Annotated in this window: 13 protein-coding genes, 1 tRNA gene and 1 riboswitch; of the genes, 3 read left to right on the forward strand and 11 right to left on the reverse strand. The window is 74.3% G+C overall.

Annotation, left to right across the window (positions count from 1 at the left end; translation table 11 throughout):
* Window positions 1-47 precede the first annotated feature (47 nt).
* The 3 genes from ACFVUH_RS34655 to ACFVUH_RS34665 are packed head-to-tail and all read right to left on the reverse strand — an operon-like array spanning window position 48 to window position 4584.
* Window positions 48-2660, reverse strand: a complete 2613-nt coding sequence (locus ACFVUH_RS34655) for a bifunctional lysylphosphatidylglycerol flippase/synthetase MprF (protein ID WP_387917497.1) — start codon at window positions 2658-2660, stop codon at window positions 48-50.
* A complete protein-coding gene (locus tag ACFVUH_RS34660) occupies window positions 2657-3982 on the reverse strand; it encodes an alpha/beta hydrolase-fold protein (RefSeq protein ID WP_355370737.1) in 1326 nt (441 codons plus the stop codon). Before ACFVUH_RS34660 ends, ACFVUH_RS34655 begins: the two co-directional genes overlap by 4 nt.
* Window positions 3979-4584, reverse strand: coding sequence for a class F sortase (locus ACFVUH_RS34665; protein ID WP_355370762.1), 606 nt, complete (start codon window positions 4582-4584; stop codon window positions 3979-3981). The genes ACFVUH_RS34660 and ACFVUH_RS34665 overlap by 4 nt, the downstream gene beginning before the upstream one ends.
* A gap of 480 nt (window positions 4585-5064) precedes the next feature.
* Between ACFVUH_RS34665 and ACFVUH_RS34670 the strand changes: the two genes are divergently transcribed.
* Window positions 5065-6342, forward strand: coding sequence for a hypothetical protein (locus tag ACFVUH_RS34670; RefSeq protein WP_387917499.1), 1278 nt, complete (start codon window positions 5065-5067; stop codon window positions 6340-6342).
* Between the two features lie 4 nt (window positions 6343-6346).
* On the opposite strand, the gene ACFVUH_RS34675 is transcribed toward ACFVUH_RS34670, so the two are convergent.
* Together ACFVUH_RS34675 and ACFVUH_RS34680 are read right to left on the reverse strand one after the other, a co-directional pair.
* Window positions 6347-7786 carry an MFS transporter gene (locus tag ACFVUH_RS34675; RefSeq protein WP_387917501.1) on the reverse strand — a complete coding sequence of 480 codons (1440 nt, stop codon included), beginning with the start codon at window positions 7784-7786 and terminating at the stop codon, window positions 6347-6349.
* A gap of 82 nt (window positions 7787-7868) precedes the next feature.
* Window positions 7869-8183 carry an SMR family transporter gene (locus ACFVUH_RS34680; RefSeq protein WP_355372929.1) on the reverse strand — a complete coding sequence of 105 codons (315 nt, stop codon included), beginning with the start codon at window positions 8181-8183 and terminating at the stop codon, window positions 7869-7871.
* Between the two features lie 45 nt (window positions 8184-8228).
* A riboswitch (guanidine-III (ykkC-III) riboswitch) is annotated at window positions 8229-8294 on the reverse strand.
* 244 nt (window positions 8295-8538) lie between these two features.
* On the opposite strand from ACFVUH_RS34680, the gene ACFVUH_RS34685 reads away from it, so the two are divergent.
* Window positions 8539-8610 (forward strand) — tRNA-Cys (locus ACFVUH_RS34685).
* 103 nt (window positions 8611-8713) lie between these two features.
* Here the strand turns inward: ACFVUH_RS34685 and ACFVUH_RS34690 are convergent.
* The 6 genes from ACFVUH_RS34690 to ACFVUH_RS34715 form a co-directional block, all read right to left on the reverse strand.
* Entirely contained in the window at window positions 8714-11041 is a 2328-nt protein-coding gene (locus tag ACFVUH_RS34690; protein WP_355372926.1) for a xanthine dehydrogenase family protein molybdopterin-binding subunit, read from the reverse strand.
* Entirely contained in the window at window positions 11038-12318 is a 1281-nt protein-coding gene (locus tag ACFVUH_RS34695; protein WP_387917503.1) for a 2Fe-2S iron-sulfur cluster-binding protein, read from the reverse strand. The genes ACFVUH_RS34690 and ACFVUH_RS34695 overlap by 4 nt, the downstream gene beginning before the upstream one ends.
* Window positions 12315-13181 (reverse strand): FAD binding domain-containing protein, encoded by an 867-nt coding sequence (locus tag ACFVUH_RS34700; protein WP_350545037.1) that lies wholly within the window; start codon window positions 13179-13181, stop codon window positions 12315-12317. The genes ACFVUH_RS34695 and ACFVUH_RS34700 overlap by 4 nt, the downstream gene beginning before the upstream one ends.
* Window positions 13182-13504: 323 nt before the next feature.
* Window positions 13505-15112, reverse strand: coding sequence for a beta-N-acetylhexosaminidase (locus tag ACFVUH_RS34705; protein WP_387917505.1), 1608 nt, complete (start codon window positions 15110-15112; stop codon window positions 13505-13507).
* Window positions 15113-15206: 94 nt separating this feature from the next.
* On the reverse strand, window positions 15207-15488 hold the full coding sequence (locus ACFVUH_RS34710) for a DUF3039 domain-containing protein (protein WP_355372920.1): 282 nt from the start codon (window positions 15486-15488) through the stop codon (window positions 15207-15209).
* A gap of 91 nt (window positions 15489-15579) precedes the next feature.
* On the reverse strand, window positions 15580-16164 hold the full coding sequence (locus ACFVUH_RS34715) for a YqgE/AlgH family protein (protein ID WP_387917507.1): 585 nt from the start codon (window positions 16162-16164) through the stop codon (window positions 15580-15582).
* Between the two features lie 299 nt (window positions 16165-16463).
* Between ACFVUH_RS34715 and murA the strand changes: the two genes are divergently transcribed.
* A complete protein-coding gene (murA, locus tag ACFVUH_RS34720) occupies window positions 16464-17816 on the forward strand; it encodes a UDP-N-acetylglucosamine 1-carboxyvinyltransferase (RefSeq protein WP_355372915.1) in 1353 nt (450 codons plus the stop codon).
* Window positions 17817-17880: the final 64 nt, after the last annotated feature.

Below are 17880 nucleotides of genomic sequence, written 5' to 3' on the forward strand. Positions count from 1 at the left end.
GGGGCCGGGCCCGGGCAGCTGCTGGTGGCGACCTTCCGACAGGCCCGCTAGGCCGAGAGCTTGCGCATCAGCCGTACGCCCTGCGCCGGGGTGAGGTGCGGCAGGTACGCCTTGCCGATCGCCCTGGTGATGCTGGGCAGCGCGGCCGGGTCCGGGTAGGCCATGTACATCGGCCGGTACTCCGGCTGGAACTTCGCCTTGAACGCGAGCAGGGAGCGGAAGCCGTACACCGGCTCCAGCGCCCGGCCCAGCCAGTCCAGGGTCTTCTGCAGCCCGGTCGGCGGCTCCTTCTCCGAGCGGGCCAGCGGGGCGCCGGAGAGCGAGACGAAGCGCGCGCCCTCCTGCTTGAAGCCGAGCGCCGCGGAGGCGATCAGGAACTCGGTGACGCCGCGGAAGCCGTCCGAGCGCCGGCGCATGAAGTCCAGCGTCCAGCCGACCGGCTCGCCGTTCTCGTAGACCGGCATCCAGCTGGTCAGCCCGTGCACGGCGCGGTCCTGGTCGACGGCGATCAGCAGCCGCACCGCCGGGTCGTCCAGTTCCTCCAGGCCGCCGAGGGTGAAGCCCATCTCGGGCAGCCCCTTCTCCGAGACCCACTCCTCGGAGATGGCGCGGATCTGCTCCTTCAGTGCGAGCGGCGCCTCGTGGTACGACCACCACTCGGCGGTGATGCCCTGCTTGCCGGCCTTGTTGAGCGCGGTGCGGATGTCCTGCCACTTGCGGCCGGTGAAGGCCAGGTCCGGCAGCGCGACCACGGTGTCCTCGGCGACCTGCAGCGAGCGCCAGCCGAGCTGTCCGGCGGCGGCCCGGGTCTCCGGGGTGACGCTGTAGAAGCAGGGCGTCCAGCCGCGCGCGTCGCAGTACCGGGCGAAGCCGGCCACCGCGCGGGCGCGTGCCTCCGGGTCGCCGAACGGGTCTCCGGTGGTCAGCGCCACGGTGTTCAGCACCCGGTAGGCGACGGCCGCCCGGCCGTCCTCGTCGAACCAGTAGTGGTTGCCGTCCCAGGTGGTGAGGAAGGAGAGCGTCCCGCCGCCGTGCTCGGTGAGCAGGGTGCGGGCCCGCGCGGCGTCCTCGGCGTCGACGTGCACCACCGGCCGGCGGAAGACCACCAGCAGCGCGCCCAGCGCGACCGCCCAGAAGGCCAGTCCGCAGTACGTCTCCAGGACGCGGGCGAACGGTCCGACCGCGACCGGGTAGTCGGGCAGCAGGTCGTTGTAGGCGGGCGGCAGGTACTGCGCGGGCAGCCCGGCGACCAGCCCGCGGAAGCTCGCGACCGGCTCGAACTGCCCGGCCACCAGCACACCCAGCCCGGTGTACGCGGCGCTGGCGACCAGCAGCGCACCGCCGAGCACCGCGGCCAGCCGGCCGAGCACCGCGACGGGCAGCCGCAGCGGGAACCGCTTGCGGGTGGCCAGCAGCAGTCCGGTGGTGATCAGCGGCAGCAGCAGCGCCTCGACGAAGTACTGGACGACGCCGCCCGAGCCGGTGCCGGTCTCGGTGAACAGCCAGACCAGCATGGCGGTCCAGAGCAGTTCGGTGGCCACGGTGATCCGCCAGGCGAGCCGCAGGCCGCGGCGCAGTCCCTCGGCCAGCACCAGCAGCAGTGCCGGGAAGAGCGCGGCCATCAGCCGGGCCGGGGTGTCGAAGATCCGCTCGACGGCGTGCGCGCGGGCGCAGTCGTGGGCCGAGACCGCGCAGAAGTCGGCGACCTCGTCCGGGCTGAGCCGGTGCGAGAGGTAGATCTCCGAGAAGGTGTTGAACGGGCCGGCGGCGTTGTCGTACAGCGAGGCGATCAGCGGGCCGAGCGCGGCGGCGACCAGGCAGAGCGCCACCAGCACCCGGGTCTCGGTGTGCGAGGAGCGGTGCGAGCGCAGGTGCGGACGGCCGCGCGAGAGCAGTGCTCCGGCGGCCAGGCCGGCCAGGGCGCCGGAGAAGCACTGCACGCTCTGCAGGTGCCCCACGTACAGCGCCATCACCAGCGGCACCAGCACCACCAGCAGGTGCAGCCGGCGGCGCCAGAGCACGGTGAGCCGGTAGCCGAGCACGCCGGCCAGCGCGAACAGGCCGACGGCGGGGCCGACCGCGCTCTGGTCGACGACCGAGGTGGTCCACTGCTCGCCGGAGGCGGCGCCGGCCGCGACCACCCCGGTGCCGGCCAGGGCGCCGGCCAGCTGTCCGGCGACCAGCACCCCAAGGGTCCGCAGCGCGCCGAGCCGGCGCTCGGCGGCCGGGGCGACCAGGAGCAGCAGCAGGCTGGTGAAGACGTAGGCGCCGATGCCGGAGCACCAGAACAGCGAGGTGAGCGGCGTCCACCAGCGGCCCTCGCCGAGGGTCGGGGAGCCGGCGCCGACCTTCTCCAGCAGGGCGGCGGACGGCCCGCGGGCGAGGCTGCCGGTGGCGGCGCCGACGGCCCAGAGGCCGGCCAGCAGCACCAGGGTGAGCGGGGCCTCGCCGAGCCGGGCGGCCAGCCGGGTGGCGAGGGCGGCGGTCCGGGCCACGGCGCGGGCCAGGCGCTGCGGGGGCCGCGGCGCGGGTGCGCCGGAGCCGGGGGCGGACTCGCCGCGGGACTGTTCGGGGACCCGCGGGCCGGACTGTCCGCCGTCCCGCAGCGGTTGCCGCTCGCCGACCAGGGCCCGGGCGGGCGCGGCGCCGAGCCGGATCACCGGATCATCCCGGTCTGCCGGGCGAGCCAGGGCAGGTTCCGGTCGAGCGCCTCCCGGAACACCGTCCAGCTGTGGCCGCCGGGGATCGCTTGGAACTCCACCTTCATCCCGGCTTTCTGTGCGGCGGCGTACATCGTCTCCTGCTGCGGGCGGAAGTCACCGTCGCCGGCTCCGACCGCGAAGACGCCGGCGGTGTCCGGGTACCGGCGGGCGGCCATCAGGTGCGCCGGGTCGACGGCCTCGAAGGCCTTCTCGTCGCCGTCGAAGGCCTTCTCGACGGTCTCGTCGTGGCTGCCCAGGGTCGGCTCGTCCTGGCCCGAGACGTCGATGAACGAGCCGTAGACCTGCGGCGCGTTGACGGCCAGCTGGAGGGCGCAGGTGCCGCCGAGCGAGGCGCCGCCGATGGCGAAGGCGCCGCGGCCGGTGGCGGTCTGGAGGTGGCCGTGGATCCAGTCGGGAACGTCCTCGGCGAGGTAGGTCTGGGCCCGGGCGACGTTGGAGTCCATGCAGAGGCTGTTGCCCCACATGGTGGCGATCTGGTCCACCATCACCACGATCGGGGCGAGGCCCTGGTGGTCGGCGGCGAAGGCGTCCAGCCGCTCCTGCATGCCGCCGGAGTTCACCCAGTCGGACGGGTTGCCGGGCTGGCCGGCCATCAGCACCAGCACCGGCAGCATCGGCCGGGGGCTGGCTTGGTAGGCGGGGGGCAGGTAGACGTAGGCGTCGCGGGCGTCGAAGCCGGACTTGGTCCCGGGGATCGGGGTGGTCGAGACGGTGCCCTTCTCGGGCAGGTCGGCCGGGGCGTGCCAGACCTCCTCCAGCACCCTGCCGGTCGGCGCGGTCACCACCTCGGGGGCCTTGCCGGTGGTCAGCGCCTGGGTCCTGGGCGCCAGCATGACGCGGGCCGTCGGGTACTGGTCGAAGCCGCGGTTGACCTGCGAGGCCGCCATCAGCACCACCAGTGCCGCGCCGCCGGCCGCCAGGAAGCGCTGCCGGCCGGGCAGCAGCGGGGCGCGGAAGCCGGCCAGGGTCAGCGCGAGCACGGCGAGCGCGACCCAGCCGACCACGTAGTCGGGGGTGCCCTCGGGGAAGGGGTGCCACCACCCGTCCACGACGACCTTGACCGCGCCGGTGAGGGCGGCGGCGAGCAGCAGGGCGCCGAGCGGGCGCAGGCCGAACCAGCGCCGGTCGCGGGAGAGGACGAGCAGCCCCAGCGCGACCCAGCCGGCCGCGAGCACGGCGTACGGGATCGGGCCGTGGGTGAGCGGCCAGTCGAGCGGGTTCCAGCGGACGGCGAGTTCGGTGGTGGTGAGGGAGGTCATACGGGTTTCCCCGGGCGCGTGGTGTCGGCGAGGAAGCCGTAGGCGACGACGTTGCCGTCGTAGCCGTGCTCCTCGCTGTACCCGCCGCCGCAGGTGATCACCCGGAGTTGGGCGTCGGCGGCCTGGCGGTACACCCGGTCGTCCGGGAAGTCCTTTCGGTCGTGCACTTCGATGGCGTAGAGCTGGTAGACGGCGGTCCGGCCGTCCTCGCGGAGGATCTCGATCCGGTCGCCGCGGTGCAGGGCGCCCAGGTGGTAGAAGACGGCGGGCCCGCGGTCGTTGTCGACGTGTCCGGCGATGATCGCCGTACCGCGCTGGCCGGGGGTGGCGCCGTCCCGGTACCAGCCGGCGAGGTTGCGGTCCTCGTCCGGCGGGGCCTGCAGGTGGCCGTCCCGGTCGAGGCCGAGGCCGGTGACCGGGGCGTCGAGCCGGACCGCGGGGATGCGGATCCGGGTCGGTCGGGAGGGGCCGAGCGGCGGTACCACGGAGACCGGGGCGAAGCCGCTGAGGGCCTGCCCGCCACCGGGGGCCGGCGGCAGCACGGCGGCCGAGCCGTCGTGCAGCAGCCACGCGCCGAGCACGAGCGCGGCACCGACCGCCATGGTGCCCGGCCACGGGCTCCTGCTCTGCTGGGCGCCCACGGGCGCTCCCCTCTGCTGACGTCGAACCGGTTGACGGTTCCTGGGAAGTTCCTGAGAACCATGCAACCGGATCGGACCCTATGCCACATTCATACGCTGGTCGTACCCGCTCCCCCCGATCGGCGGGCCTCAGGGGCAAGGCCTGGCCCGAAGGGGTGAGACGTCACCACCGCGTCACCCTCCGGTTACCCGGCGGCTGCCAGGAATGACGACGATCGATTCATCGGACACTCAGGAACGGCATCCTGGTTGCATCCTTCGGGCGATGAGTTCCGACCGTCCGTGGTGAAGCACTGACCGATCTTGATCGCATGCCATGCTGACCCCGTTCACAGGCCTATCACCGCACTTGTCCGACCGGGCACCCGTTGCCTGCCCGGACGGCCGTGCGCCGCGGCCCGCCGTGCCCGCCCCCGCGCACGCCCCACGAACGGAGTGACCATGGACGCTCTCTCCCGCCGCACCCTGCTGGCCGCGGGCGCGGCCGGTGCCGCCGCCCTCGCCGCCGGCTGCGCGGCCCGGACGGACCCGGGCGTCGGGCAGGCGTCCACTCCGGCCCCGGTACCGACCACCCAGGCCCCGGACAACGCGACGGCCCCGACCGAGGCGGCCAGGCCCCCGGTCACCCTGATCGGCGACGGCTCCACCTCGGACACCGGCCCGCAGCCGGGCCAGCCGGTCGCCGAGGCGCTGCGGCCCGGACAGCGCCCGCCGCAGTTCGTGGTCTTCTCCTGGGACGGCGCCGGCGAACTCGACAACGGGCTGTTCGGCCGCTTCCGCCGGCTCGCCCGCGAGCACGACGCCTCGATGACCTTCTTCCTCAGCGGCCTCTACCTGCTGCCGGAGTCCCGCAAGGACCTCTACCGTCCGCCGCAGCACAAGGTCGGCGCCTCCGACATCGGCTACCTGAACGACCAGCACATCCACGACACGCTGGAGAACGTGCACGCCGCCTGGCTGGAGGGCCACGAGATCGGCACCCACTTCAACGGCCACTTCTGCGGCGCCACCGGCGTCGGCCAGTGGTCCCCGGAGGAGTGGGACAGCGAGATCCAGCAGGCGATGGACTTCGTCATGAACTGGCGCACCAACACCGGCTTCACGGACCTGCCGGCGCTGCCCTTCGACTACCGCAAGGAGCTGATCGGCAGCCGCACGCCCTGCCTGGAAGGGCAACGCAACCTGCTGCCCACCGCCGTCAGGCGCGGCTGGCGCTACGACAGCAGCGGCAACGGCACGCAGATCTGGCCGCAGAAGATCCAGGGCGGTGCGCTCTGGGACCTCCCGCTGCAGTCCATCCCGTTCCCCGGGCACACCTTCCAGGTGCTGTCGATGGACTACAACATCATGTTCAACCAGTGCGGCAGCAACACCAAGGCCGACCCGGCGCTGCACCCCGGCTTCCAGACCCAGGCCCGGGACGCCTATCTGATGGGCTTCGAGCGCGCCTACACCACCAACCGCGCGCCGTTCGTCATCGGCAACCACTTCGAGGAGTGGAACGGCGGCATCTACATGAACGCCGTCGAGGACGTGCTCAAGTCGATCGCCGGGCGACCCGAGGTCCGGCTGGTGTCCTTCCGGCAGCTGGTCGACTGGCTGGACGCCCAGGACCCGGCGGTGCTGCGCAAGCTGCAGACCCTCGGCCCCGGCCAGGCCCCGGCCGGGGGCTGGGAGACCTTCCTGGGATCCCCCGCCCCCGCCGTGGCCGCCGGCTGAGTCCTCAGGCGGCCTTGCGGACCCGGCCGGAGACCAGCGCGCCGAGCAGCGCGACCCCGGTCATGGTCAGGAAGATCACCGCGAAGGCACCGGTCGACCCGGTGCCCGCGGCGCCGTCGTGGGCGGCGGCCACCGAGCCGCCGCCCAGTGCCGCGAACAGCACCCCGGACAGGCCCACCAGCAGCACGTTGCCCAGCGCGTCGCTCACCTGGAGCGAGGCCGAGTTGGCCCCGGCGTCCTCCGGCGTCGACAGCTTCATCATCAGCACGCTGACGCTCGCGACCGTCAGGCCCATGCCGAACCCGCCGACGCCCCAGGCCACCGCCGCCACCCAGACCGGCGCCGCCGGGACGAGCACCAGCGCCGCCCCCGCGATGGCCACCGCGGTCAGCACGAAGCCGCCGCGGATCATCAGCGTGCGGTACCGCTCGGCCCCCGGCCGGCCCTGCAGCCAGGAGCCGAGCGCCCAGGACAGGCCGCCGCTGGTCAGGGTCAGACCGGCCAGCGTCGGCGAGAGCCCGCGCTCGGTCACCATCATCAGCGGGATGAACGCCTCGGCCGCGAAGAACGCCCCCGCCGCGACCCCGCGCAGCAGGATCACCGTCGGCAGCCCCCGCCCGGCCCGCAGCGTCCCGGTCGGCAGCAGCCCGAGCACCGCCGGGAGCAGCAGCGCCGCCCCGGCGACGGCCGGCAGCAGGCCGATCAGGTCCAGCCGCTGGCCCGCGTACTGCAGCAGACCCGCGCCGAGCGCGGCCATCGCGGCCAGCCCGGTGCGGCGGCGGTCGAACGCGGCGCCCCGGAGCACCGGCTGCTCCTTCTCCGAGCGGCGCAGCGCCGGGCCCATCACCGCCAGCGGCAGCAGGATCAGCACCGGCACGGCGAGGAAGACCCAGCGCCAGCCGAGGTGCTGGGTGACCGCTCCGGAGACCACCGGGCCGATGATCGAGGGCAGCACCCAGGCCGAGGAGAAGGCGGCGAAGACCGCGGGCCGCAGCCGCTCGGGATAGGCCCGGCCGACCACCACGTAGAGCGCGACGATCACCAGACCGCCCCCGAGGCCCTGGATCGCCCGGCCGCCCACGAAGATCCACATCCCGGGCGCCGCGCCGGCCACCAGCAGGCCGGCGCCGAACACCGCGATCCCGGTGAACAGCGGTTGCAGCGGACCGCTGCGGTCGCACCACTGGCCGGAGACGACCAGCGCGAACAGGGTGGTGGTGAAGTAGCCGGAGAAGGCGAAGGCGTACAGCCCGAGCCCGTCCAGCTCACGGGCGGCCACCGGCATCGCGGTGTTGACGGCCGTCGCCTCGAAGGCGATGACCAGGACCACCGAGACGATCCCCAGGGTCAGGGCCCGGAAACGGTCGCCCAGCACCCCTCCCCCGGGGTCGGTCGGTATCGGAACGGAGGCGGTGTCGGCCGAGGTGGGGGAGGCAGTGGTCATACGTATGATCGTAAGGCGCATCTGGCCCGGTGGCCCCTGACCCCGGTCGCTCCGTCCCTCCGACTCCGGTCCTAGGACCGGGTCAGTGCAGCACCTTGAGGCCCACCACGCCGGAGACGATCAGCAGCAGGCAGCCGATCCGGGCCAGGGTCACCGCGTCGCCCAGCACCGCCATGCCGTACAGCGCGGTGCCCACCGCGCCGATGCCCACCCACACGGCGTAGCCGGTGCCGATCGGGATCGAGCGCATCGCGTACGCCAGGCCGCCCATCGAGAACGCCAGCGCGACTCCGAACACCACGGTCGGGACGAGGCGGGAGAAGCCCTTGGAGGACTCCAGGGCCACCGCCCACACGGTCTCCAGGACACCGGAAACGATCAGAACGAGCCAAGCCATGACGGTCGTACCTCCGCAGTCGGCAGCGGCCGGGTTGCCGCTGTCACTGCGCCGTCTTGTCATCACCGGGTACGACGCACTCGTCCGGGGTGGCCACCGGGGGCCACCTTCCTCCGACCGTAGCACACCCCGCCACACAGAATTTACAAAAGGATATTGACGTTCCGCCCGGCATTCCGCCAAACTGAATTCACCAACACGGCGAACGACGACAGGAGTCGGACATGGACAGGAAGACGGCGGCCCGCGCGCCCCGCACCTGCGCCCCCGCTCCCCTGTGTTGTCGCGCCTGTCGCTGCTGCCACTGCGCCTGAGCGCGCCCTCGCAGTCCAGCCTTCCACCAGTTCCACCCCACGGCCGTGTGCCCGAGTGGTTTAGGGAACCGCCTGCAAAGCGGTGTACACGGGTTCGATTCCCGTCATGGCCTCAGAAGCGAATTGCCGGTCGGCGCAAAAAGCGCCGCCCGGCAATTCGTCATGCATTTTCCGGGGAATTCGGCGGGCCCTCCCGCCGAATTCCCCGGAAAATGCTCAGCCGGTGACGGCGTCCTCCGGGCGGATCGGCAGCCGGCCCACCGGCAGGCCGGTGGCGGCCCGCACCGCCGCGGCCACCGCCGCCGGGGCCGTCACCGCCGGCACCGCGCTGACCGCCTTGGCCCCGAACGGGGCCACCACGTCGCGCTCCTCCAGCAGGGCGGCCACCCGGATCTCCGGGGTGTCCAGCGCGGTCGGCAGCCGGTAGCCGGTGAGCGAGGGGTTGGCCAGCAGGCCGCCCTCGGTGCGCAGCTCCTCCAGCAGCGCCAGGCCGACGCCCTGGGCCACCCCCGCCTCGATCCGGTCCTCGATCTGCCGCGGGTTCAGCGCCCGGCCGACCTCCTGGGCCACCGTCACCTCGACCACCCGGACGGCGCCCAGCTCGATGTCCACGTCCACCACCGCGCGCATCGCGCAGAACGCGATGGAGACGAAGGCGTCGCCCTGCCCCGCCTCGTCCAGCGGCTCGGTCGGGTGCGGCCGGCACTGCGCGGTCGCCCAGAGCTCCTTGCCCTCCAGCGCCTCGGCCACCGGCATGCCGAGCACCCCGTCGTACGAGGTGATCTTGCCGTCGGAGATCTGCAGCAACTCCGCCGACATCCCGAAGTTGGCGGCGATCGGCTGGAGCAGCTGGTGGCGGACCATCAGCGCGGCCCGCTCGATCGCGCCGCCGGAGACCCAGGTGTGCCGGCCCCGGGCGGACGGCCCGGCCACCGACTGGTCGCTGTCGGCAGGCGCGATGTACACCTCGCTGACGCCCAGCACGCTCTGCACGATCTGCCGGGCCAGCGTGGCGAAGCCCTGGCCGGCGTCGACCGCGGCGCAGATCACCGTGGCGTGGTCGCCGCTGACCCGCACCGTCGCGGTGGCGACCTCGTCCTCGCCCTCGGCGCCCAGCATGTGCACCATGCCCAGCGCGTAGCCGATGCCGCGGCGCACCGCGGCCGGGTCGCCGGCGCCGCCGGGCCCGCCCGGCAGCAGCCACTCGGCGTCCGGATCGTCCACCGGCAGGGCCGGCAGCGGCTCGGCGGCGACCGCCTCCAGCAGCGCGCTCACCGGTGCCGGGCAGGTGACGGCCTGTCCGGTGGGCAGCGGGTCACCGGTCGCCATCACGTTGCGGCGGCGGATCTCCACCGGGTCGATGCCGACCCGGGCGGCCAGCTGGTCCAGCTGCGACTCGTAGGCGAAGCACGCCTGCAGCGCGCCCTCGCCGCGCATCCGGCCGGCCGGCGGGTTGTTGGTGCGCACCGCCCAGGCGTCCACGAAGACGTTGGGGCAGTTGTACGGGCCGACCGAGAAGGCGGTGGCGGCGGCCAGCGCCTCGGCCGAGACGTCCGCGTAGGCGCCGCCGTCCAGCAGGATCTGCGCCTCGACCTTCACCAGCCGGCCCTCGGCGTCCGCGTGGTGGCGGTAGCGCAGCAGCGCCGGGTGCCGCGAGGGGTGGGTGTGGAAGGACTCCTCGCGGGTGAGGGTCATCTTCACCGGGCGGCCGGTGCGCAGCGCCAGCAGCGCCAGGGTGACCTGGAAGGAGAGGTCCTCGCGGTCGGCGGTGGCGCCGGGCACGCCGGTGACCACCAGCCGGACCCGGTCCGGCTCCAGGCCCAGGCAGGCGGCGGTGCGGTCGCGGTCGCCGTGCGGGTCGGTGGAGGACAGGTGCAGCTCGACCCCGCCGTCCGGGCGCGGCACGGCCAGGCCCGCCTCGGCGCCGAGCGGCGCCGGGTCCTGCCGGCCCACCTGGTACAGGCCCTCGACGACGACCTCACCGACCGCCTCCGGGTCGCCGGTGCGCAGCGGCAGGTGGCGGAAGAGGTTGCCGTCCGGGTGCAGCGAGGGAGCGGTGAAGGACTGCTCGGGGTCGGTGACGGCGTCCAGCGGCTCGTAGTCGACGGCGATCAGGCCGACCGCGAGCCGGGCGGTGTCGGGGTGGTCGGCGGCGACCGCGGCCACCGGCTCGCCGTGGTGGCGGACCACCCCGGCGGCGAGCACCGGCCGGTCGGCGACGATCGGTCCGGACGGCGCGCCGTCCGGCCCACCGTCCGGGCCGGCCGGCAGGTCGGCGGCGGTGACCACGGCGTGCACGCCGGGCAGGGCCAGCGCGGCGGAGGTGTCGATGCCGCGGATCCGGGCGTGCGGGTGCGGCGAGCGCAGCACCGCGCCCCAGAGCAGGCCCTCGGCCCACAGGTCGGCGGCGTAGGGGTAGATGCCGAGCGCCTTGGGCAGGGCGTCGCTGCGCAGCGGGGAGCTGCCCAGCCCGAACGGCTCCGTCGTGCCGCCCGCGTCGCCGTCCTGCTGGAGTGCTGCGCCGATGTCGGTAGGCGACGTCATGATGCGTGGTCGTCCTCGGGGAGCCGGATGCCGTGGGCGGGGGTGGCGCCGTACGGGACGCCGGCGGGGGCGGTGCCCTCGGCCGGGACGCCGTGCGGGGGCGTGGGGATGTACGGCGTGCCGTGCGCGGGGGTGCCGCCGTCCTGGCCGGGCTGCTGCGGGTAGCCGTCGGCCGGGGTCTCGTACACGGGGCCGTCGTAGACCGGGCCGTCGTAGGCCTGGGCCCCGTCGTAGCCGGGCTGCTGCGGGTAGCCGTTCGCATCGGGGTGGCCGCCGGGCCCCGGCAGGTAGGTGCCGTGCGCCGGGGTGGTGCCCGGGTAGGGCTGCGGCCCGGGGTAGCCCTGGACCGGGTGGAAGCCGGTGGAGTCGGCGGCCGGCTGCGCGGGGACGTCCCGGATCGGGGCCAGCACGGTGGTGTCGTACACGCCGCTGTCGTAGCCGCCCGGGCCGTCGGGGGTTCCGTAGCCGCCGGTGACGGGGGCGGGCTGCTCGGCGGGCGGCTGCGGGACGTGCTCGATCCAGGCGTCGCCGTCGGTGTACACCGGCAGGTCGGCGGCGGCCGCGGGGTCGTCGGCGGGGTCCGCGGCGGACGTGCGCGCGGGCGCGGACACGGGTCCGGGCGCCGCGTGGGCCGCTTCCGGGGCGGGGGTCGCAGCGGTCTTTGCGGCCTTGGCGGACTCCTCCCCGGCGACCGCCTCGTCCGCCGCCTCGGTCTGCGCCGCGCGCGCCTCGGCGACGCTCTGCACGGCCGCCAGCGCGCCCCGGTAGCCGGTGCACCGGCAGAGGTTGCCGCACAGCGCCTGCCGCGCCTCGACCTCGGTGGGCCGGTGGTTGCGCTGGAGCAGGTCGTGCACGGCCATCGCCAGGCCGGGCACGCAGTAGCCGCACTGCACCGCGCCGGACTCGGCCAGCGCCTGCTGGACGTCGCTGGCGCCGCCGCCGGCCGACAGGCCCTCGACGGTGTTGATCTCGCTGTCCTGCGCCAGCGCGGCGGGGACCAGGCAGCCGGCCACCAGCTGACCGTCGACCTGCACCGAGCAGGCCCCGCACTCGCCCTGCTCGCAGCCGTCCTTGGCGCCGGCCAGGCCGAGCCGCTCGCGCAGCACGTAGAGCAGGCTCTCGCCGATCCAGGCGTCGGTGACGGGCCGTTCGAAGCCGTTGACCCGCAGGCTGTACGAGGTGGTCGGCCGCAACTCCCGGCTGACCTGCGGCGCGTGGTCGTGCGCGTGGTCGAGCAGCCCCGCGTCCAGGGCCTCGATGGGGTGGTCTGTGGTCACTTGAGCGCCCTTCCCAGTGCCCGGCGGGCCAGCACGGCTACGGTACGCCGCAGGCGGACGGCGGCGGCGCTCGGCCCCTCGGTGACGGCCTCCCAGGCGCCCTCCGCGCCGTAGCCGTCGGGGACGCAGGCGGCGGCCACGTACTCGCCGAACGCGGCGGTCGCGGCCGGGTCGATCTCCCGCGAGCCGTCCCAGTCGATGCAGCCGGCCACCCAGGCCTCGGCCTCCAGGGGCCGCAGCGGCACCGGGGCGACGGCGCCGACGGCGCAGCGCACGGCCCGCCGCGCGGGGTCGAGGACGAGGGCGACGGAGGCGGTGGCGCGGGCCGGGCCGCTGCGGCCGGTGGCCTTGAGGAAGACCTGCGGGGCGTGCAGCAGCGGCACCCGCACCCAGGTGAGCAGTTCGCCGGGGCGCAGCGGGTCGAGGCCGGTGAGCAGGTGGCTGACCGGGACCTCGCGGGTGGCGCCGGCCCGGGCGAGGGTGACGCTGGCCTCCAGGGCGGCGAGCACCGGGAGGGTGTCGCCGGCCGGCGCGGCGGTGGCGATGTTGCCGCCGAGGGTGCCGACGTTGCGCACCTGCGGGGGGCCGGCGGTGCGGGCGGCGTCGGCCAGCGCGGGGATGAGCGCGGCGAAGTCGGGGCGGTCCATCCGGGCGTGGGTGAGCCCGGCGCCCAGGACGGCGGTGCCGCCGTCCTCGTAGCGCCAGCCGCGCAGTTCGGTGATCCGGCCGAGGCCCACCAGGGCGGCCGGGCGCAGGCGTCCGGCGTTGACCGCCTCCATCAGGTCGGTGGCGCCGGCCACCGGTACCGCGGCCGGGTGAGCGGCCAGCGCTTCAACGGCCTCGTCGAGGGAGGCCGGCAGCATGATCGTCCGGTTCACCTGGGTCCCACCGTGCTCCACTTGCTCATCGATCGCCTGCCGCCCGCGGCCCTGGACCGGGTGTCCGCGTCCGGCAGCCCGGCCTGGCCCGTAGGGTACGGGCGATCGGGCCGGGTTGGGCAACTCTGGCACACAATGCTCGATGATCATTTCGGGACGGGCGAACGGCGCTGCCCGATTGGGACCGATACCGGGCGGTATCCGACCCGGTCCGAGGCGGACCGGGTCGGATGTTCATCTGTTCTTGACGTCCGGCGACCGTTCGGAAGTTCCCGCGGGTCGTCCGCGTCCGTCCGCCCGGCGCGCCGTCAGACCACCGGCGGCGGCCCCTCGATCGGCCGGCCCTGCACGCCGGGCCAGGTCTGCCAGGGGTGCGGACCGGCGGCCGGGCGGTACTCGACGCCGAGCGCGTCCAGCACCTCCAGGTGGCCCGCCATCCGCCGCTCGAAGCCGGCGAAGTCGCGCGCGGCCGGGTCGGCGGGCAGCGCCGACCAGGCGACCTCGGCGAAGGCCGCGAGCCGGGGGAAGGCCCGGTAGTCGATGTCCCGGGCGCTGTGCATGAACTCGCTCCACAGGTTGGCCTGGGTGCCGATCACCCGGCGCGCCGCCACCTCGTCGAGCTGGGCCGGCACCGGCTCGAACCGGTAGACGTCCTCCAGGGTGCGCACGAAGCCGACCGGGATCGGCTCGTCCTCGCCGGGCGCCTGCCGGTGGTCGAGGTAGACCTGCTGCTCCGGGCACATCACCACGTCGTGCCCGGCCTGCGCGGCGGCGATCCCGCCGCCGTAGCCGCGCCAGGACGACACGGCGGCGCCGGGGGCCAGGCCGCCCTCCAGGATCTCGTCCCAGCCGATCAGCCGGCGGCCGCGCTCGGCCAGCCAGCGGTCGAAGTGCCGGATGATGTGGCTCTGCAGCTCGTCCTCGTTGGCCAGGCCCAGCTCGCGGATCCGCTCCTGCGCGGCGGCGCTCTCCTTCCACTGCTCCTTGGGGCACTCGTCGCCGCCGAGGTGGATGAACTCGGACGGGAAGAGCTCCAGGACCTCCTCCAGCACCCCCTCGAGGAACCGCAGGGTGGCCTCGGAGGCGTTGAGCACATTGGGGCTGACGCCCCAGTCGGTCCACACGCCGAGCTCCGAGGTGTCCACCACGTCGGTGTTGCCCAGCTCGGGGTAGGCGGACACGACGGCCTGGGTGTGGCCCGGCAGGTCGATCTCGGGCACCACCGTGATGCCGCGCTCGGCCGCGTAGGCGACGATCTCGCGCAGGTCGGCCTGGGTGTAGAAGCCGCCGTGCGGGCGGTCGTCGCGGCGCTGGCCGGCCCGGTAGCCGACCATCGAGCGCTCGCGCCAGGACGCCTTCCCGGTGAGCGCCGGGTAGCGCTTGATCTCCACCCGCCAGCCCTGGTCGTCGGTCAGGTGCAGGTGCAGCACGTTGAGCTTGTGCGCGGACAGCTGGTCGACGAAGCGCAGCACGTCGGCCTTGGGCAGGAAGTGCCGGGCGACGTCCAGCAGCGCGCCGCGCCAGCCGAACCGGGGCGCGTCCTCGATGTCCACGCCGGGCAGCACCCACTCGGAGCGCAGCGGGGCGCGCCGGTAGGCGTCCGGGCCGAGCAGCCGGCGCAGCGTCTGGGTACCCCAGAGCGCGCCGGCCGGTCCGCCGGCGGTGATCACGGCGTGGCCGGGGCGCACCGAGAGCCGGTACGCCTCGGCGGCCAGCGTGTCGTCGTGGACCAGTTCGACGCCCTCGCCGGGCCGTCCGGGGGCGAGCGGCAGGCCGGTGGCGGCGGTCAGCGAGGAGCGCAGCCACCGTTCGGCCCCGGCCAGCTCGGGCGGCGCGGTGAGGGTGGTCGTCCGGTCGAGCGGGAAGTCCTGGTCCGGGAGGCGGACGGAACTCACGGGGGCGGGAATGAGGTCCATTGCGACATCCTCCCCCGGCCCGGAGGACTGGCATAGACCACCCCGGAATCGCCGTGCAATGCAAAACGGCGCCGCGGAGCGCGGAACGGACCGCCTACTGCTTGCCGCCGTCGTCGCCGCCCTGCGGCTTGCCGATGCCGTCGTAGATCTCCTTGCACATCGGGCAGACCGGGTACTTCTTCGGGTCGCGCCCGGGCACCCACACCTTGCCGCAGAGCGCCACCACGGGGGATCCGGAGAGCGCGCTCTCCATGATCTTGTCCTTCTGGACGTAGTGCGCGAAGCGCTCGTGGTCGCCGTCCCCGTGGGACACCTGCGGGACGGGCTCGACCAGGGTGCCGGTGCCGAGGCCGCGCTCGGGCTCAAGAGTGCTCATGGGTGCCAAGTCTATGGGCGCCCCGCGAAACCGGGCCAGTGTCGCGGCGCCCTGCACATGTCACGGTCGCGCCGGCCGGCCCCGCCGCCCCTCAGTTGAGCGTCGGATCGTCCGGATAGCTCGCCAGCAGGGCCAGCGGGCCGCGCTGGCGGCGCAGCACCGCGCGCCAGAGCCGCTCCGGCTCGGGGCTGGAGATGTCCCCCGGCTCGCAGTCCACCAGGTACCAGGCCCCGCTGGAGACCTCCGTCTCCAGTTGCCCCGGCGCCCAGCCCGCGTACCCGGCGAAGATCCGCAGCGCGCCGAGCTCGCCGGCCAGCACCTCGGGCGGCGCCTCCAGGTCCACCAGTCCGATCGCGCCGTGCACCCGCCGCCAGCCGAGCGGCTCCCCGGTGCCGGGCTCCCCCGGCGCCACCGCCAGGCCGAGCGCCGAGTCCAGGGCCACCGGGCCGCCCTGGAACACCACCGCCGGACGGCCGACCAGCACGCCCCAGCCGTCCAGCACGCTGCCGACCTCGACCGGGGTCGGCCGGTTCAGCACCACGCCGAGCGCCCCCTCGGCGTCGTGGTCGAGGAGGAGCACCACCGCCCGGGCGAAGTTCGGGTCGGTGAGCACGGGCGTCGCGACGAGCAGACGGCCGGTGTGGGACCGGCCTGCGTGCGAATAGGCCGCCGTCATGCCCACATGATCCCGCAGAACGCCCCGCGACGGACACCCGAGGACCGGCGGGCCGGGGAACGCGCCACGAACACCCGTACGGACGCGCCGACGCGCGCCGCGGGGCCCGGGGAGAGCACCATCACGGGAGAGGCTCACGGGAACCGTCGGCACGACCACTACCATCTACTGATGGTGGACGCCCGTCCACGGTGCCGATTCGGTCACGCCGGGGGCCCGACGCGCCCGTGCAACCGTTCCACCGCATGGCTCGTCGCCGAGCCGCACCCACTCCTCTGGCACCCCGGATTGCGAGAACGATGACCGACGACGTCCTGCTGGTCCACGGCGGAAACCCGCTCGAAGGCGAGATCCGCGTCCGCGGTGCGAAGAACCTGGTGCCCAAGGCCATGGTCGCCGCCCTGCTCGGGCAGGGCCCCAGCCGACTGCGCAACGTCCCGGACATCCGCGACGTCAAGGTGGTCCGCGGCCTGCTCCAGCTGCACGGCGTGACCGTGCGCACCGGCGACGAGGACGGCGAGCTCATCCTCGACCCCTCGCACGTGGAGAGCGCCAACGTCGCCGACATCGACGCGCACGCCGGCTCCTCGCGCATCCCGATCCTGTTCTGCGGCCCCCTGCTGCACCGCCTCGGCCACGCCTTCATCCCCGGCCTGGGCGGCTGCGACATCGGCGGCCGTCCGGTCGACTTCCACTTCGAGGTGCTGCGCCAGTTCGGCGCCACCATCGAGAAGCACCCGCAGGGCACCTACCTGGTCGCCCAGCAGCGCCTGCGCGGCACCAGGATCGAGCTGCCCTACCCCTCGGTCGGCGCGACCGAGCAGGTGCTGCTCACCGCGGTGCTCGCCGAGGGCGTCACCGAGCTGCGCAACGCCGCCATCGAGCCGGAGATCGTCGACCTCATCTGCGTGCTGCAGAAGATGGGCGCGATCATCACCCTGGGCACCGACCGCACCATCCTGATCACCGGTGTCGACGAGCTGGACGGCTACAACCACCGGGCGCTGCCGGACCGCCTGGAGTCGGCCTCCTGGGCCTGCGCGGCGCTGGCCACCAAGGGCGACATCTACGTCCGCGGCGCCCGCCAGCTGGAGATGATGACCTTCCTCAACACCTTCCGGAAGGTCGGCGGCGCCTTCGAGGTGGACGACGAGGGCATCCGGTTCTGGCACCCGGGCGGCGAGCTCACCGCGATCGCCCTGGAGACGGACGTGCACCCCGGTTTCCAGACCGACTGGCAGCAGCCGCTGGTGGTCGCGCTGACCCAGGCGACCGGTCTGTCGATCGTGCACGAGACGGTGTACGAGTCCCGGCTGGGCTTCACCGGCGCGCTCAACCAGATGGGCGCGCACATCCAGCTCTACCGCGAGTGCCTGGGCGCCACGCCGTGCCGCTTCGGCGCCCGCAACTTCCTGCACTCCGCGGTGGTCTCCGGCCCGTCCAAGCTGATGGGCTCCGAGCTGGTCATCCCGGACCTGCGCGGCGGCTTCTCGTACCTGATCGCGGCGCTGGCGGCCGAGGGCACCTCGACCGTGCACGGCATCGACCTGATCAACCGCGGCTACGAGAACTTCATGGACAAGCTGCGCGACCTCGGCGCCCACGTCGAGCTGCCGAGCGAGCGGGTCGGCGAGGAGCTGGTCGGCGCCTGACCGGCGCCCCCGCCGACGGCGAGAGGCCGGGCCCCCGCGACGGGGACCCGGCCTCTCGGGCGTT

The sequence above is a fragment of the Kitasatospora sp. NPDC058032 genome, from assembly GCF_042885845.1.
GTDB lineage: Bacteria > Actinomycetota > Actinomycetes > Streptomycetales > Streptomycetaceae > Kitasatospora.

Coding starts and splice junctions, on each gene's coding strand:
- ACFVUH_RS34660 (WP_355370737.1), bottom strand. CDS start 3,982: ATGACCTCCCTCACCACCACCGAACTCGCCGTCCGCTGGAACCCGCTC.
- ACFVUH_RS34710 (WP_355372920.1), bottom strand. CDS start 15,488: ATGAGCACTCTTGAGCCCGAGCGCGGCCTCGGCACCGGCACCCTGGTC.
- murA (WP_355372915.1), top strand. CDS start 16,464: ATGACCGACGACGTCCTGCTGGTCCACGGCGGAAACCCGCTCGAAGGC.
- ACFVUH_RS34705 (WP_387917505.1), bottom strand. CDS start 15,112: ATGGACCTCATTCCCGCCCCCGTGAGTTCCGTCCGCCTCCCGGACCAG.
- ACFVUH_RS34700 (WP_350545037.1), bottom strand. CDS start 13,181: ATGCTGCCGGCCTCCCTCGACGAGGCCGTTGAAGCGCTGGCCGCTCAC.
- ACFVUH_RS34680 (WP_355372929.1), bottom strand. CDS start 8,183: ATGGCTTGGCTCGTTCTGATCGTTTCCGGTGTCCTGGAGACCGTGTGG.
- ACFVUH_RS34670 (WP_387917499.1), top strand. CDS start 5,065: ATGGACGCTCTCTCCCGCCGCACCCTGCTGGCCGCGGGCGCGGCCGGT.
- ACFVUH_RS34715 (WP_387917507.1), bottom strand. CDS start 16,164: ATGACGGCGGCCTATTCGCACGCAGGCCGGTCCCACACCGGCCGTCTG.
- ACFVUH_RS34675 (WP_387917501.1), bottom strand. CDS start 7,786: ATGACCACTGCCTCCCCCACCTCGGCCGACACCGCCTCCGTTCCGATA.
- ACFVUH_RS34665 (WP_355370762.1), bottom strand. CDS start 4,584: ATGGCGGTCGGTGCCGCGCTCGTGCTCGGCGCGTGGCTGCTGCACGAC.
- ACFVUH_RS34690 (WP_355372926.1), bottom strand. CDS start 11,041: ATGACGTCGCCTACCGACATCGGCGCAGCACTCCAGCAGGACGGCGAC.